General features: G+C 35.4%; 19 protein-coding genes. 6 read left to right on the top strand and 13 right to left on the bottom strand.

Annotated features, from left to right (window positions below; all coding sequences use genetic code 11):
* Nucleotides 1-419 precede the first annotated feature (419 nt).
* The 5 genes from QNJ66_RS08845 (at nt 420) to QNJ66_RS08825 (ending at nt 5,963) form a co-directional block, all read left to right on the top strand.
* Nucleotides 420-1,838, top strand: a complete 1,419-nt coding sequence (locus QNJ66_RS08845) for a YdiU family protein (protein ID WP_300505377.1) — start codon at nt 420-422, stop codon at nt 1,836-1,838.
* Nucleotides 1,839-1,912: 74 nt separating this feature from the next.
* Nucleotides 1,913-2,122 carry a hypothetical protein gene (locus QNJ66_RS08840; protein WP_300505374.1) on the top strand — a complete coding sequence of 70 codons (210 nt, stop codon included), beginning with the start codon at nt 1,913-1,915 and terminating at the stop codon, nt 2,120-2,122.
* A 281-nt stretch (nt 2,123-2,403) separates the two neighbouring features.
* Nucleotides 2,404-4,053: a serine/threonine-protein kinase gene (locus QNJ66_RS08835; protein ID WP_300505371.1), complete on the top strand. Its 1,650-nt coding sequence runs from the start codon at nt 2,404-2,406 to the stop codon at nt 4,051-4,053.
* Nucleotides 4,054-4,098: 45 nt separating this feature from the next.
* Complete coding sequence (gene hpsE, locus QNJ66_RS08830; RefSeq protein ID WP_300505369.1) at nt 4,099-5,046, top strand: hormogonium polysaccharide biosynthesis glycosyltransferase HpsE; 948 nt, start codon at nt 4,099-4,101, stop codon at nt 5,044-5,046.
* Nucleotides 5,047-5,060: 14 nt separating this feature from the next.
* Nucleotides 5,061-5,963 carry a glycosyltransferase gene (locus QNJ66_RS08825; protein ID WP_300505366.1) on the top strand — a complete coding sequence of 301 codons (903 nt, stop codon included), beginning with the start codon at nt 5,061-5,063 and terminating at the stop codon, nt 5,961-5,963.
* On the opposite strand, the gene QNJ66_RS08820 is transcribed toward QNJ66_RS08825, so the two are convergent.
* The 6 genes from QNJ66_RS08820 to QNJ66_RS08795 form a co-directional block, all read right to left on the bottom strand.
* On the bottom strand, nt 5,960-6,925 hold the full coding sequence (locus QNJ66_RS08820; protein ID WP_300505363.1) for a sulfotransferase: 966 nt from the start codon (nt 6,923-6,925) through the stop codon (nt 5,960-5,962). The genes QNJ66_RS08825 and QNJ66_RS08820 overlap by 4 nt on opposite strands.
* Before the next feature lie 51 nt (nt 6,926-6,976).
* Nucleotides 6,977-7,441, bottom strand: a complete 465-nt coding sequence (locus QNJ66_RS08815) for an FHA domain-containing protein (RefSeq protein WP_300505360.1) — start codon at nt 7,439-7,441, stop codon at nt 6,977-6,979.
* 13 nt (nt 7,442-7,454) lie between these two features.
* Entirely contained in the window at nt 7,455-9,806 is a 2,352-nt protein-coding gene (locus QNJ66_RS08810; RefSeq protein WP_300505358.1) for a heavy metal translocating P-type ATPase, read from the bottom strand.
* Nucleotides 9,807-10,095: 289 nt separating this feature from the next.
* A complete protein-coding gene (locus QNJ66_RS08805; RefSeq protein ID WP_300505355.1) occupies nt 10,096-11,145 on the bottom strand; it encodes a fatty acid desaturase in 1,050 nt (349 codons plus the stop codon).
* Between the two features lie 373 nt (nt 11,146-11,518).
* The gene (locus QNJ66_RS08800; protein WP_300505352.1) at nt 11,519-11,662 is read right to left on the bottom strand and encodes a hypothetical protein; all 144 of its coding nucleotides are present in this window, start codon (nt 11,660-11,662) and stop codon (nt 11,519-11,521) included.
* A gap of 84 nt (nt 11,663-11,746) precedes the next feature.
* Nucleotides 11,747-12,001, bottom strand: coding sequence for a hypothetical protein (locus QNJ66_RS08795; RefSeq protein WP_300505350.1), 255 nt, complete (start codon nt 11,999-12,001; stop codon nt 11,747-11,749).
* Nucleotides 12,002-12,169: 168 nt separating this feature from the next.
* On the opposite strand from QNJ66_RS08795, the gene QNJ66_RS08790 reads away from it, so the two are divergent.
* Nucleotides 12,170-12,394, top strand: a complete 225-nt coding sequence (locus QNJ66_RS08790; protein ID WP_300505348.1) for an addiction module protein — start codon at nt 12,170-12,172, stop codon at nt 12,392-12,394.
* Between the two features lie 386 nt (nt 12,395-12,780).
* Here QNJ66_RS08790 and QNJ66_RS08785 read toward each other — a convergent pair whose 3' ends face one another.
* The 7 genes from QNJ66_RS08785 to QNJ66_RS08755 all read right to left on the bottom strand — a co-directional run bounded on the left by QNJ66_RS08785 (nt 12,781) and on the right by QNJ66_RS08755 (nt 15,714).
* Entirely contained in the window at nt 12,781-13,062 is a 282-nt protein-coding gene (locus QNJ66_RS08785; RefSeq protein WP_300505345.1) for a hypothetical protein, read from the bottom strand.
* Between the two features lie 105 nt (nt 13,063-13,167).
* Nucleotides 13,168-13,620 carry a PIN domain-containing protein gene (locus QNJ66_RS08780; protein ID WP_300505342.1) on the bottom strand — a complete coding sequence of 151 codons (453 nt, stop codon included), beginning with the start codon at nt 13,618-13,620 and terminating at the stop codon, nt 13,168-13,170.
* An 11-nt stretch (nt 13,621-13,631) separates the two neighbouring features.
* Nucleotides 13,632-13,790: a hypothetical protein gene (locus QNJ66_RS08775; RefSeq protein ID WP_300505337.1), complete on the bottom strand. Its 159-nt coding sequence runs from the start codon at nt 13,788-13,790 to the stop codon at nt 13,632-13,634.
* A gap of 164 nt (nt 13,791-13,954) precedes the next feature.
* Complete coding sequence (locus QNJ66_RS08770; protein WP_300505334.1) at nt 13,955-14,179, bottom strand: hypothetical protein; 225 nt, start codon at nt 14,177-14,179, stop codon at nt 13,955-13,957.
* A gap of 28 nt (nt 14,180-14,207) precedes the next feature.
* The gene (locus QNJ66_RS08765) at nt 14,208-14,435 is read right to left on the bottom strand and encodes a BrnA antitoxin family protein (protein ID WP_300505331.1); all 228 of its coding nucleotides are present in this window, start codon (nt 14,433-14,435) and stop codon (nt 14,208-14,210) included.
* Nucleotides 14,436-14,439: 4 nt separating this feature from the next.
* Complete coding sequence (locus QNJ66_RS08760) at nt 14,440-14,733, bottom strand: BrnT family toxin (protein ID WP_300505328.1); 294 nt, start codon at nt 14,731-14,733, stop codon at nt 14,440-14,442.
* A 126-nt stretch (nt 14,734-14,859) separates the two neighbouring features.
* Nucleotides 14,860-15,714 (bottom strand): hypothetical protein, encoded by an 855-nt coding sequence (locus tag QNJ66_RS08755; protein WP_300505325.1) that lies wholly within the window; start codon nt 15,712-15,714, stop codon nt 14,860-14,862.
* Nucleotides 15,715-15,954 lie beyond the last annotated feature (240 nt).

Genomic DNA, 15,954 nt, shown 5'->3' with positions numbered 1-15,954 from the left:
CAGTTGTTGACGTTGATTTTGATTTAATTTAAGTTGGGTTTTAAAGCCTAACAACATGGCATTTTTGAGATAATGACCAAAACTGTTAAGTTTAATTGTATCATATTAGGGTTTTAAACACAATAACCTACTTATTTATCAACTTTTGCTACTAATATAAGTAATTTTAGGGAATATTAGGTAGGTTTTTGGGAGCAGCATCAACCCCTAGGTTAAAACCAATGGAGTCGCTTTTCATGAGGACGCGGATTTGTCGTCGCACGGCAAATCATCTGAGCGTCCGTCCACCCCATAAATGACGGTGGTTTTCAGGCTCCCGTTTATTCCTGGTAAAATTAAAACAGTGAATGCCTCATAATTATAACTGGTTACTGATAACTGTTCACTGATAACTGTTTACGGATAACGAAAACAAACTTATGACTTTAAACGGAGATAATCCTTTTCTCAATCTTAATTACGAACCCGCTTTAGAAAACTTAGGAGAAGACTACTACGATCAAGTATCAGCAGCCGAATTTCCCCAACATATTTTAAGGTTTCGTAACGATGATTTATTACCCCAATTAGGGTTATCATCCAACAATATAGATGACCAACATTTTATCGAAGCTTTTGGCAAATTTCAAGGAATTAGACCCTTTCTTGCCCTACGATATCATGGTTATCAATTTGGGCAATATAACCCCTTTCTCGGAGACGGTAGAGGGTTCCTCTATGGACAAGTTAGAGGAGTAGATAAAGAATTATACGATTTTGGCACCAAAGGGTCAGGAACGACCCCTTATTCTCGGGGTGGTGACGGTAGATTAACCCTAAAAGGAGGGGTTAGAGAAGTCCTCGCAGCAGAAACCTTACACAGAATGGGAGTCAAAACTTCCCGTTGTTTAAGTTTAGTAGAAACTGGAGAATCCTTATGGAGAGGAGATGAACCCTCTCCCACTCGTTCTTCTGTTATGATTCGTATGAGTTGTTCTCACATTCGTTTTGGTACATTTGAGCGTTTATACCATATAAAAAGACCAGATTTAATCAAAAACTTATTGAATTTTGTTATTGATATTTATTATCCAGAAATTGACTTAAATTCCCTCGATTGTTATGAATTATTTTATCAAGAATTAGTAAAACGTCACGCCCAATTAACAGCGCAATGGATGGCAGCAGGGTTTTGTCATGGAGTATTAAACACAGATAATATGTCCATTACAGGAGAAAGTTTTGATTACGGTCCCTATGCTTTTATTTCCACCTATGAATCCTCATTTACTGCAGCTTATTTTGATTATTCAAAACTCTATTGCTATGGCAATCAATCCTTAATTATTCGCCGTAACTTGGAGATGTTACACGCACCCTTAATGACTCTTATTTCTCCTAAAATTTTAGAAAAAACTTTAAATGATTTTGATAACTATTATCAAACAGCTTATACTCAAGAAATGTTGAAAAAATTAGGTTTGTTTGGTTTAGTTGAAAACGGGAAAGAATTAGTAGATGTAACCGTAGATTCTTTAAAAGAAAGTCAAGTAAGTTACCATCAATTTTTTATCGATTTAATGACGGAAATTAATCGAGGTTGGTGGCAAGATGAAACAACCATATTAGAGAATAAAAATTTAGCAGAAATTCACTGGAAAAATTGGCGACAATTTTATTTTAAAACCCTAAAAGAAATATCTCCAGATAAAATAGATAAAATCAGAGAAACCATCAATCAATTTAATAGTCAAATCCCCTTATTAAGACCACAAATTGAGTTAGTATGGGAAGCGATCGCCAATGAAGATAATTGGCAACCTTTTAATGAATTAGTCAACAAAATCAAAGCAAAATAATTAGGGTTTGATGGTATCAATTATAGCAAACGTAGTTATAATAATTATGATTCAAAAAAATAAGGAGAATAATTGTGTTTCTCGATGAACTACAACCCGTTTTTAAAGAATTGATCCAGCAACCCCTGGCCTTTGCTGGAGGACTAATTTCTGGCGCACTGAAGCTACAACTATCAGAAGATCCCTTAAAAAGTTGGCTACAAGAACAGGGAATGACCGACTTTAACTATGCTGATGAAACCACAGATAACGGTAGCGGTCCACAAACCATATCTATTGATTAAGATCCGGGGAGTTGGGGAAAAAATAATAATATTCCTTCCCCGTCTGCCCATACTCCCAGTCTCCCAGTCTCCCAGTCTCCCCGTCTCCCAGTCTCCCCGTCTCAGAAGTCTTCCAGTCTCCCAGTCTCCCACTCTCCCCACACCCCCCAAACTCTCAGTCTTCTCTGTTACTTTCCTAGCAAATTCGGGCATATTAAAACTAGATAACCGGATGAAGGTAATCTCGACCGCTTTTTGTATCCGCTCGGTCAAAGTCCATAACGTGACATCGGTAAGAGTGAATGAGCTACTGTGTAAACCCATCTTGCGCCCAACCCAAAAACCCTAATAATGTGACAGTCTGTCAATCTTGCGGTTCTGAACTACGATTAAACAAACGTTATCAACCTTTAGGTATTCTAGGAAAAGGTGGCTTTGGGGCTACTTTTGGGGCCGCGGATGTTGCCCTTCCAGGCAATCCTATCTGCGTTGTCAAACAGCTAAGGCCCTCCACTGATGACCCCCAAGTATACAAAATGGCCAAGGAATTATTTGAAAGAGAAGCGGCCACATTGGAAAAAGTAGGAAATCATCCTCAAGTGCCTAGATTATTAGATTTTTTTGAACAAAACAAAGAATTTTATCTGGTTCAAGAATACATCAAAGGATACAACCTTCATCAAGAGGTTAAGAAAAATGGGCCTTTTACGGAGGCAGGGGTCAAACAATTTTTAACAGAACTCTTACCAATTCTACAGTACATTCATTCTCAGAAAGTCATTCACCGTGACATCAAACCAGCTAACCTCATCCGCGCTCAAAAAGACCGTAAACTGGTATTAATTGACTTTGGGGCGGTAAAAAACCAAGTTAATTCTATGGTCGCCAATAACGCCCAAAGCGCCTTTACCGCCTTTGCTGTGGGAACCGCCGGTTTTGCTCCTCCCGAACAAATGGCTATGCGTCCTGTTTACGCCAGTGATATTTATGCAGTGGGTGTGACCTGTGTTTACTTATTAACGGCTAAAACCCCCAAAGATATTGGTTGTGACCCAGAAACCGGGGAAATTGCCTGGGAACCCTACGTGGATATTAGCGATTCTTTGGCCAAAGTTCTCACAAATATGTTGGAGGTGTCGGTTAAACATCGCTACAAGTCAGCCGAACAAGTCTTAGATGCTATGGCCATGGCCCCTTATGAACAGGGGATGGAAGATAGCATGACCACTATGATAACGGGTTTCAAGACTTCCAGTAGCTCATCAAATCCCAATTCTTCGGTGAGTGCAGGGTTAATCAGTACCTCACCTTCGACGAGAAGTCGGGGAAATACGGTTTCTTCGGTTTCAACTAAACTCAATCAACCTATCTCTACTGGCGTTAACGATAGAGGTGGAGGTGGAGGGGGTGGAGCGGCACCAGGAAGTGTTTATAATATAGCTCATGGAGGAACTTCCACCCGTCGTCGTGGCCGTGGAAAAGGCACTTATTCTGATGCGGCACAAACTAACAAAAAGAAGAAAAAATGGCGCGAAAAAACCTTATTAGAAGCTTATAATAAAGGCCGTCGCGATTTTGCTCATCAGGAATTAGACGAACTCAATTTATCTAAAGCTTTTTTACCAGGAATTAGTTTCTATGACTCCAAATTAAGTCACATTAATTTACAAGGGGCTGAGTTATGCCGTGCCGATCTTGGTAGAACAGATTTGACCCAAGCTGTGATGAAAAATGCTAATCTTAATGAAGCTTATTTGGGCTACGCTAACTTAAATGGAGCGGATTTAAGGGGGGCTAGTCTTTGTGGAGCTAACCTGACTTATGCTAACCTACAAGGGGCTAATCTTTGTGGGGTCGATCTCAATGGTGCTAGAATTACCGAGGCTCAATTATCCGTGGCAAAAACAAATTGGCGCACGGTTATGCCTACTGGAAAACGAGGTTTTTGGTAGATTTTTTCTGGTTAATTTTTTCAAAACTTGTGACTTAATAATTAGATGGACTTCTCTGTTATAATTCCTACTTACAATGGAGCCAATAAGCTACCTAAAGTTTTAGACTGCTTACAAGAGCAAATTAAGATAAATAATTTGATAGGAGAGATTATTATTATTGATAACAATAGTACAGATAGTACAGTCAATGTTATTAAAACTTATCAAGAAAATTGGCAGTTCTCTTGGCCATTGAAATATTATTTTGAACCTCAGCAAGGATTAGCTTTTGCTAGAAAACGAGCAATAAAGGAAGCAAAAGGAAAACTAATTAGCTTTATTGATGATGATAATTTACCACAAAATAATTGGATTTATGAAGCTTATGAATTCAGTAAAAAATATCCTCAAGTGGGAGCATTTAGTGGCAAAATAGTGGGAGATTTTGAGCAGAAAACTCCCGATAATTTCGGGGTGATTTCTCAATTTTTAGCAATTAGAGATCATGGACAAAAACCTTGTTTATTTGAACCAGAAAAGTTAAGATTGCCCCCCGGCGCAGGATTAGTGGTTAGAAGACAAGCATGGATTGAGAGTGTTCCTCAAAAGACTTATTTAATAGGTCGTGTTGGTAAATATAATATAGCTGGAGAAGATTATGAAGTTCTATTATATCTTCATAAAAAAGGTTGGGAAATTTGGTACAATCCTAAGATGATTCTACATCATGTGATACCAAAAGATCGCCTGTCCCAAGATTATTTACTTCCCTTAGCAATGGGAACAGGTTTAGCTACTTGTCAGTTAAGAATGATTTTAGCTAAAAATTGGCAAAAACCTTTAATTTTGGTGAGGACAATCTTGGGGAATTTTAGAAGAATTTTACTACACTTACTTAAATATAAATCTGAGGTTAACAACAACTTAATTTCTGCTTTTGAGTTACAATTTTATTGGGGAAGTTTTCTCAGTCCTTTTTATTACTTAAAAACAATATTTAATCCCAAATAAATTCTAACATAACTATGCAAAGCTCTAATTTATTAGTATCTGTAATTATTCCTACTTATAACCGAGGGTTTTTAATAAAAGATACCATCGAAAGTGTTATTAAACAAAGTTATAAAAACTACGAACTAATTATTATTGATGATGCTTCTACAGATAAAACTGCTGATTGGATTTCCAAGAACTATCCCGAATTTAAGTTGATTAGAATGCAAAAAAATGTAGGTAATGCGGCAGCTAGAAATATGGGAATTAATGCTAGTAAAGGTGAATTTATTGCTTTTTTAGACCACGATGATCAATGGTTGCCTAATTATTTAGAATCTCAGGTTAAACAATTACAATTTTTTCCAGAGGCCGTGCTTTCATACTGTAATTACTTTGAAGTCAGTCAGAATAACAATAAAATTCTCAAGAATTTAAAACCTTTGTCTGCATACGATGATTTTACTTATCATTTATTGATGCAAAATGTTATTCATTCTTTATCATTAACTTTACTACGTAAATCGACTTTATTAAAGGCAGGTTTGCTCAATGAATCATTACATATTTGTAATGATCTAGACTTATATTTAAAGTTATCTGTTCGAGGGAAAATTCTTCATATTCCTGAAGCTTTAGTCTTAAAAAATAATCACGATAATAATCTATCTAGAAATTATTGGCTGTGGTCTAAAGAAATAATTAAAGTTTATGATCAATTCTTTGAAAAAAATTATGCGATTCCTTATCTTCAATTCAAAAATCAAGTTAAATGTCATGAAATGGTAAAACTGTTTAAATTAGTTTGGCCGATTTACAAAGATTATAAATTTGCCCTATGGACTCAGTTTAAAGCACTAACTTTTGATCCACACTATAGATTTACACTTTTATCACAGCGATGGAAAAAACAAATATCGAAACTTTCTTTTTAATAACCTAATTTAATTAGTAAACTACCAATCAATGGTTCAATTTCTGATAAAATGGTCTCATCTAATTCTTGTTGCCATTTTCCCACTCTTACTGACTCTGAAGTTGTTCCTGATCCCGCATCATTTTCAATTAGAGACGATAATTGATTCATCCTATCTTGCCAAGATAATCCTGCTTTATTAGGTATAAAAGCTAGATCCTTATTATTCTTGGTAACTTGATTAGAAATGGAAGAAATAACAGTGTTTAAAGCATTATTATCGATTTGTAATTGTGGATAAGCAAACTGTAAAACTTTCCTAGCATTTGTTAAAGGATTACTAATTAAATCTTCATATTTAAAAGTTAATTGTCTTTCTTGAGGAATCTTTTCAAGTCCTGATAAACTAGACTCTACACAATATTTCCATTGAATTGCTGCGTTAATGTAAGAAGGATTATCTAATAAATTTTTATAATTAGGAATACGCACATGAGGCCAGGATTCATTTGGCAAATAATAAACGTCATGTTCAAAAGTTTTCATCATTGACGCAACGACATCTCTTCCATCACGAATAACCTGAATAAATTTCGCATTAGGAAATAAATAATTTAAGGTTTCTATACGAATACTATCCCTAGGATCTTTAACCACTAAATAGGGATTTTGGTCTGTAATTTCTCTATAATATAAATACCTCAATGCTTGAAAACCTAGCCAATTTAAACTATTTTTATAACTATCATCAACACCATCACCAAATGCTTTGAACCAAAACGCTCCAGGTTCAAACAAAGAAGTTATTGAAGGTTGATTTTTAAATAACTTAAGGGTTACAGTGGTTCCACTGCGAGGTGCGCCAATAATAAATATGGGAGCATAGGTTTTAAAGTGTTCTTTCGCTGAGGGAATCGAAAGGATGAACTTAATTCTTTGGGAAATTTTTTCTAATACTAATATTTGATTTTTACGCAACATTTTTCCCTCATTCCCCATAATAATTGACGATGGCCTGGATTCTTAACTACCTCATTCTTTCGTATCGTGTTCTTTCGTATCCTCATCATACTCCATCATAGCAGGGTCAATTAGAGTAATATCGAAGGGATCGTTACTAGGTAGGGTTGGGAACTTATCTCGCCGTCGATGCTGGTAAATAGCAAATACCTGGGGACCAAAAACAATTTCGTCCCCATCCTGAAGATCGTGGGAGTTTTGTTTAATCTTAGCCTTATTGATCAACAACCCATTAACACTCCGTTTCCCGTCGAGATCCCCATCGACAATACGATAGTAACTTGAGCCATCTTCTCGAATGCGTCGATAGAGGGTGGCATGATGGCGAGAGATAAACTGAGAGCGCAGACGAATATCACATTCGCGCGATCGCCCCACAGTGTAGGTGGGTTCTCGCAGGGATATTTCTTGTCTGCCTTTATCATCCTCGACAATCAAGAAATGTTCTCGTTGAGGGAGTACGGATTTTTCAGCCATCGCTAAACCAAGTTTAAACTATAGTGCTTTGGATCAACCCAAATTTTCGATAACGAAGTAATAAAGAATTGGTCACCACTGTCACCGAACTAAAGGCCATAAACCCTGCGGCCATTGCTGGACTTAGCATTAAGCCTAAACTGGGTAGTAAAATTCCAGCAGCCATAGGTATAGCAAGTGTATTATAACCTAAAGCCCACATTAGATTTTGCCGAATTTTTCTAAATGTCCCTAAACTGAGATCCATGGCTGTGATCACATCCCACAGTTGATCGCTCATCAGAACAATATCGGCGGTTTCCATGGCCACTTCGGTTGCACCTTGTAAAGAGATGCCGAGATCCGCTTGGGCCAAGGCCGGTGCGTCGTTAATCCCATCCCCTACCATGGCCACTTTTTTGCTTTGTTGTAACTTTTCAACTACAGCAGCTTTGCCACTGGGAGGAATTTCTGCCAATACTTGAGTAATACCCACTTGACTAGCAATAGCTTGAGCAACTTGGGGGTGATCCCCTGTCAACAAGATTACTTCTAAGCCCCGTTTTTGCAATTCTGAGACGGTTTTTTGGGCATCAGGTCTTAAGTTATCTTTGAGGGCTAAAACCCCTTGTATTGAACCTTCTACCCCTAAATAAACCACAGTTTTACCGGCTTGGTTTAAGGCACTGATAAAGGTTTTTTGTTCCTCATCTACGAGCAAACCTTTTTCCTGTAACCATCTTTGATTACCTAACCAAACTTTTTCACCTTCAACCATCGCTTCTACCCCTGAGCCGGCTTCTGTGTAAAAATCTGTAGCAGATAGTAAGAATAATTCTTCTTGTTGGGCTTTTTCCAGGATAGCTAACCCTAGAGGGTGATTGGTGCCACTTTCTACGGTTGCTGCTAGTTGTAGTAAAGTTTGCGCTTCCATCTCTCCCCAAGAAATACAATCGGTTACAGTGGGATGGCCAACGGTTAGGGTTCCTGTTTTGTCGAAGATTACTCCTTCCAGTTGATGAACTTTTTCTAAGACATCTCCCCCTTTAATTAATAGTCCTCTCTCTGAACCTATGCCGGTTCCCACTAAAATGGCGGTGGGAGTAGCTAAACCCAAGGCACAAGGACAAGCTATCACTAAAACTGCGATCGCTAGTTTTAAACTTAGTAGTAAGGGTGAGGTTGACATTCCCATAGAATTGAGGCTCAATACTTGGGGATACCAATGTGTTCCCAAAAGATACCAAAAAAGAAAGGTTAATGAGGCTAAAATCATCACCCCGTAGGCGAAATAACCTGCTACTGTATCGGCTAACTTTTGAATGGGGGCCTTACGGGTTTGTGCCGTTTCTACAGAAGCGATAATCTTAGCTAAGGTAGTATCTGCGCCAACTTCTGTGGTTTTGAGGGTAATTACGCCAGAATGGTTAAGGGTTCCTGCGATCGCTCTGTCTCCAGGGTTTTTGGCTATGGGTAATGATTCTCCTGTTACCAAAGATTCATCTATGGCTGTTTTTCCTGTAATAATTTCTCCGTCAACGGGTATTTTTTCCCCTGGCAAAATTTTGACGTATTCTCCCACTCGTACTTGCTCTACGGGAATTTCGATGCTAGAACTATCATCAGAGAAGGGGTCACCGACTAACCTAGCTAGGGATGGTTGTAGGGCGATTAAGGCTTCTAGAGCTGAGGAAGCACGGTTTCTGGCTTGTTTTTCTAGGGTACGGCCCAGGAGAATAAAGCCTAATAACATCACGGGTTCATCAAAAAAGCATTCCCAACCCAAACTAGGGACAAGAAAGGCTACACTGCTGGTTAAGTAAGCACTGAGGGTTCCTAAACCGACTAACGTATTCATGTTAGCCATACCGTGGGAAAGTCCTCGCCAACCATCTATGATAATTTCTCGACCGGGAATGAGTAGGGCCATGGTAGCTAGTCCCCAATGAAACCATAAACTACTTATTAGGGGAAGGGTTGGACCCCCAAAGTGTTCTAAATGGCCGAGGGCTGAAAATATTAGTAAAATTGCGGCGGTAATGAGATTATTTTTTTGTTGTCTCGCTTCTGCTTCCCGTCTTTGACTTTGGTTAAGATGAATTTGTTGAGGGGTGAGGGTTTGTGAGGTGCGAATATCGGAGGAAAAGCCAATTTTTGTTAATTTTTCGGCTAAAATTTCTGCTTGAACCGTTTGCGGTTCGTAGTTAATCACCGCTACTTCTGTAATTAGATTAACGCAAGCTGAAACTACGCCGGACTGTTGTGTTAATTGTCTTTCCACTGCTTTGACACAACCGGCACATTTCATTCCTTGGACATCAAGGGTAACGGTTTCTACCAAGGGTTTAGGGGTGGTTGATTCTGGTTTTAAGGAGAGTTGTACCATATTTTGCTTTCATTAGGGATCAGTGGATATTGCTGATCTCGATCTCATTAATAAATATAGTTTCCTCAATTCTAGAGTATGGGAAAATTTTCAACTGTTATTATTCTTTAAATTTATATTTTCTTTAGCTGTCACTCGTAGCACATTCGTTGTATAGGGAAAAATATAATAATAGTTAAGGGAAGATACTTAATAAAATACCTTCCCCTTTCTCAGAAGTCTTAAAGCCTCATTTTTTTCTTTAAAAAATCATAACTCCGAACTCCGAACTCCGAACTCCGAACTCAGATTACAACTCTCTTGGTTCAGTGTAAACTTTACCACCTTCATCGGGAACCACATGACAAATTTTGTAACCCCGAATAAACGCTTCTAAAATGGAATGATCTGACTTACGATAATACTCACCTAAAACTGGTTTAATGGCTTCCGTTGCCGTTTTTAGATGATAATGGGGCATTGTTAAAAAGATATGATGAGCCACATGGGTTCCGATATTATGATGGATATTATTGATGAATCCGTAATCATGATCCACCGTAGATAAAGCTCCTTTTAAAAAGTACCAATCTTTACCACGATACCAAGGAACATCGGGATCAGTATGGTGTAAAAAGGTGACTAAATCTAACCAAACCACAAAAACAATATAGGGACCTAAATAATATTTAAGTAACCACAAAAAGCCAAATTGATAGGCTAAAACTCCTAAGAAAGCTATCATTAAAGCACAGGAGATTGTACTTGTTAAAACATCCCATTTTTCAGAGGGACGAAATAGATCACTCTCTGGGTTAAAATGAGTTCCTTTTCTGCCTGGAGAACGCTTAAATAAATAAAGAGGATAGAGAAATAAAACCAGTTTAAAACGGGCAAATTTTTCTAACCAGTCCATCTCATTATATTTAGAATCTGTAACAGGATACCAACTTTCGTCTGTATCAATATTACCTGTATTTTTATGATGTGTGCGATGACTAATGCGCCAACCATGAAACGGTACTAAAATGGGAGTATGGGACAAATGACCAATCAGATTATTTAACCATTTGTAGCGGGAAAAAGAACCATGGCCACAATCATGTCCTACCACAAATAAGGCCCAGAACATAGTTCCTTGCATGACCCAAAAAATAGGCCAAAAAAACCAAGAATCTAAATAATCAGCGATAACATAAAGAACAGATATTACGAAAATATCCCAAAAAAAATAAGCTAATGATCTTATAGCAGAAGACTCAAAACAATGGGGAGGAATGGCCTCTTTAACATCTTTTAAGCTAAACGGAAGGTCGACCACTTTGGGTTCTGGCCTATTGACAGTCATTGGTTGCTGCATTCAGTCTCGAATCTCCTTGTTATAGGTAGTGTGAGAAAACGATGAAAAAACTTAATTTTTCTTAATGCTCATCATTATACTATTTAATACTACTTAAAGAAATGTTATCTTGAAAATTTTGGGCTGAATATCTCGGTTATACAGGTCTTAGTGGGGTATGAGGGGCCGACCACTTGATTAACTGCTAACTCGAAGAGGAACTGATTATAGTTTCTACTTTTTCTGACCTTGACATTTTATGCTAAAAGTGCTATAGGGGAATTGTTGTCTAGATTTCCTTATGGGTTATTTTATCTTGTTGAGGATTATTTGATTTTTATTTTTGCTTATTTTCCCATTAATAGTATAGAGTAATTGTATCACTAAGACTCCCTTATTCATTTTCAAAATAAATTGTTGCATTATGAAGAGAAATAACAGCTTTCCGTTGTTGTAAATAGTCCATTCCTAATACTCCACTAACTTGTAACTGTCTAGGTAAATCATAAGTAATGACCTCAAAATCTACTTTTACCACTACTTTGTTTTGCGCTTCCTATTGTTGCATTTGTTCTTAATAAATTTGTCCCATAACGTTCAAGAGAATATCTTTTTTGAAAGGTCATATTAAAACCAGATTATCATCATAAGTGCCTGTATATTCGATAGCAGAAGATCGGTCTTTAGACAAGTGAAGTTTCTCATATAATTCCTCTTTAGTGGGACAATTAGCAATAACTTCTCCCTGAATAATTTCTAAGTTATCATCTAATTCTGGATTAACAACTAATACCCATTGATTTGGATATTGTTCTCTAATTTCTTCTAGAGAAAGAATGGTCTTATTCTTGATTTGTGGTGAACTTTGAGTTTCCATGTCACAGTCTCCTATTTGATGTAACTATTCTAGCTCAAAAACTGGTCAACCGTATCTTAAAGTTTATCTCTTTGTGTCGGTTATTAATTTTATTGTAGATATCAAGAAGTATTGATACACAATTTTTGTTACACTAGAATGAGTTAAAGGATGTAACTTAAGAAGTCTATGAATAAAATCTTATCTAAACAAATTTCTTCTCTTACTATTCCCGAAAAACTTGAATTAATCGCAGATGTTTGGGATAGTATTATTATTGATGATACTCAAGTTCCTTTAACTAAGTATCAAAAACAAGAGTTAGGTAGACGATTAGCGTCTTATGATAATATTAAAAATACAGGTTTGTCTTGGGAAGAAGTTAAGCAAAGAATTATGGAAAACAATGTATAAAGTTAATATTTATGATGAAGCATAATTAGATTTACAGGAGGTTTATCAATGGGATGAAACACAAGTCAATCAACTGGGTTCTGAGTTTATTCGTAAGGTTGATGATAGTTTAAGTTCGATTCAAAAAAATCCTTTTGCTTATCCTCTTATTTATCAGAATGTTAGGCGCAAATTATTATCTAGATTTCCTTATGGGTTATTTTATCTTGTTGAGGATTATATAATTCTTATTGTTGCTTTTTTTCATGTTAAACGCGATCCTAAACAATGGAAAAACCAATTTAGTAGATAACTATCAATAGGCAATTGCTAACTAATTAATGCTTGATTTATTTACTATAGAGTAGAAGTTGACAGAGGTTAACTTCTAAACATTTTGCTAAAATTTAACGAGGTGCTTTAGTCCATCCTGCTTCAATTGCTTCTTGTTCACTACAAAACCATCTTTCACCTTTTTCTGTTGTTATTACCGTGTTTTCATAGTCTCGTTGACCAGGAACATGATAAATTCTTCTTCCTGTGCTAATTGAAATATTCCCTTTAATATTACATTTAGGATTTGGGGGAATAGTTGATGATGCAGCTAAAATAGAGTTATTTTGTGATTGCAAAATAATAGATAAACAACCAACTAAACCTGCAACGGATAAACTAACTACTTTTTTCATAGTATCTTTATGCTTGATTAAATTCAGTAATCAAGATTAGAATACCCATATTTATGATAAAAATTATCAAATCAGACTCCTTATATTGTGTTAAAAGAAATATTATTATTGAATTAATTTCCAATCTCGTGCATCAGTAAACTGAGATAAATGTTTAACATTTGTAGTAGCAATAATTACTTCATTTCCTGCTTCTGCTACTAATACTGCTTGTGCAGCTAAAATAACATCTCCATCAAGTGCTTGAGGGGATGCTGTAGGTTTTCCTCTATTTCTTGCTTCTGCCCAAAATTCAGCAGCTTTAAGCATAATTTCTGTTGTTATAGGAAGATAACGAATAGTCTCTTTTAATTGATTAAGTTTTCTAAGTCCTTTAATTTTTCCTGCTCTTAATAATTCTCTTCTTATTTCATAATCGACAATTTTAGATAGTATTAATATGTATCTTTTCTGTTGTAATGATTCTAACCAATAGCGACATTCTAAATTATTAGGTGTTGCTTTTGGGTTTGTTAGCATTCCTACAATAGCAGAATCAAGAAAAATAACTTTACTCATTGAAAAAAGAACTAAATACTAATTTTATCTTCATTAATTACTTGTTGTATCAATTCCCAAGTTTCTTGTTGTTCTTGTAAGTCTTCTGTTTCCCATTCTGTTAACAATTCGCTTAATTTTTCTTCTCTTTGCTTTTCTATTTTTGAGCTAGGATGTTTAATATCTTCCATTAAATTTTTCCAGTCATTTGTCTGATTGTTAGATTCAGTTATAGTAGGGTTTATTTTTGCTTGCGACATAGTTAAATGATTTGGTAGTTAATAGAGTGTTGATTATAATTATAATATATTTCTATGGTATTTGAGATATCAATAGACTTTGAACCTTCAAATAGTTAATAATACGAAAATTTTCTCCCTTTATCTTGTTTGATCTTCTCCAAAAATTCTGGATAATTATCCATATCTTCTATTGAATCTAGAGGCGGATTATTTATCCAATTTTTTTCTGTTTCAACTCGATCAACAAAAGTATAAAACGCTTCATTATCTTCTCTATGAGATAAGATATATTTTCTCAAATTTTTAAGATTCATTGCTTTAAAATAAGGTTTAGTCATCAGCATAAGTTCCTACAAAAATTAAGTATTACTTACTAGGAGTTTTGTTGTTTTTTGTTTCGTTAGCATACATTTTTAAAGCTGTATTAATTTTTGTTTGGTATTGTTCTCCATGTGCAGCGAACCATTCCCAAACATCTTGATCAATTTCTAAAGTAACTGATATTTTTTTCTTTGGCATTCTCAGGGTTGCATTAGCAAAAAAATCATCATCTAGGGGAGGAATATCGGAGGTGTCAATGTCATTATCTGTCATTTTCTCAATTCTCTCCCAGTTGGTTTCTGATGTATTTGGTGAATTTGATTTGTTCATGTTTCAATGCTTTCCTTAGCGAAATGATACGGATAACGTTATCGTTAGGTTCTGTGAAGACAACAACGACAACATACTGTCTTAAGAACCCTATTCTAATATAACGCTCTTCTCCATAGTTTTGTCGTGAATCTAATTCTACTAACATGGGAGATTCAAAAATTTCCCAAGCATCAGTAAAGTCAAAACCATGTTTCTTGATATTAGTTTGATTTTTCTGTTCATCCCATCGAAAGTTCATATAACTATTTTAGCTTAAAATTAATCCAGCGCACCGTAAAACTCATTTCTTCAAGATCGCTGCTAATTAATGTTTCGTTTATTCATCCTATTGTAGGGGTTAACAACCGTTGACCCCTACAAAACTTTAACCTCTTTTTTGTAGTTTCCTCATTTCTTTTTGAACACTAACTCCTACTTGTACTGCATTATCAAGTAATTCGGCATATTCTATTGCTTTGACCATTGTTTTTTCTGCTTGCAAACTGGTTAAATCTAAATTGAAATTCTGAGGATTAAATGTAGGATTTTCTCTTAATATTCTTTCTGTTTTTAAAGCACGAACTAATCCATCTCTAGTTATTATTAATGCTTCTATTACTGACTCTCTATCATTGATTTGTACAGGATTATCAGCTTCTTTTAATTGGTCTAATACATATAAGTCCTGAACAATTTTGTTATATTTACCAACTTCTTTGAATAATTCTAATAAATTAGAAAATTTTCGTCTAGTATATAATTGACCTAAGATGTAAAAAGGTTTATTTAAAATGTAAATGACTGTATAAATAAAAACTGGAATAACTAATAAACCAAGTATAATGAAGTTAAGTTTAATGATAATATTTGGTAATGATAAAAATGAGAACCAATGATCTTCATCAAACAAAAATAGTAATAACCACCACAATGCCCTAAAAACCCAAAATATAACTAAAATACTACCTAATACAAAAATAACTACTCCATAAGATCCTAGTATCGGTTCTATTATCGGATTTTTATTATCCAAAAAAAATTTGCTAAATTCTAAAAGTTCAGAAATAAAACCACTTTTTTGAATCTTTAGTCCTTCTTGATCAGAATTATCATCTGTTTGAAACCACCAATATTTCTTAGGGTTTCGTGGAATAAATTTTTTAAATAATTTGTAATCCTCTCCTGTTATATGTTTAATTTCCCCCAAGGTAATCATTAATTCTTGTAAATCAGCTTTCATTGGAAACATAAAATAATCTCCTAATAAATAAAACATCAAATAATGTAGATAAATATAATTAATTTACCTAAACATACAATCTCTATCAGTAAAAATTATTTTACAGTGTATCAAATCTTCCCAAAACATGACCCAACCCTAACACCTCTTCCTAGAAAACTTAAGAAATACCTAAACACTATTACTAAATAAACTTGATACCCTAAGAAGGGATACCCTAAAAAGTACTTGTCGCAAAAT

Source organism: Crocosphaera sp., assembly GCF_030064895.1.
GTDB lineage: Bacteria > Cyanobacteriota > Cyanobacteriia > Cyanobacteriales > Microcystaceae > Crocosphaera.
The sequence above is the reverse complement of the archived record's forward strand: the minus strand, read 5'-3'. Positions and strand labels throughout refer to the sequence as shown.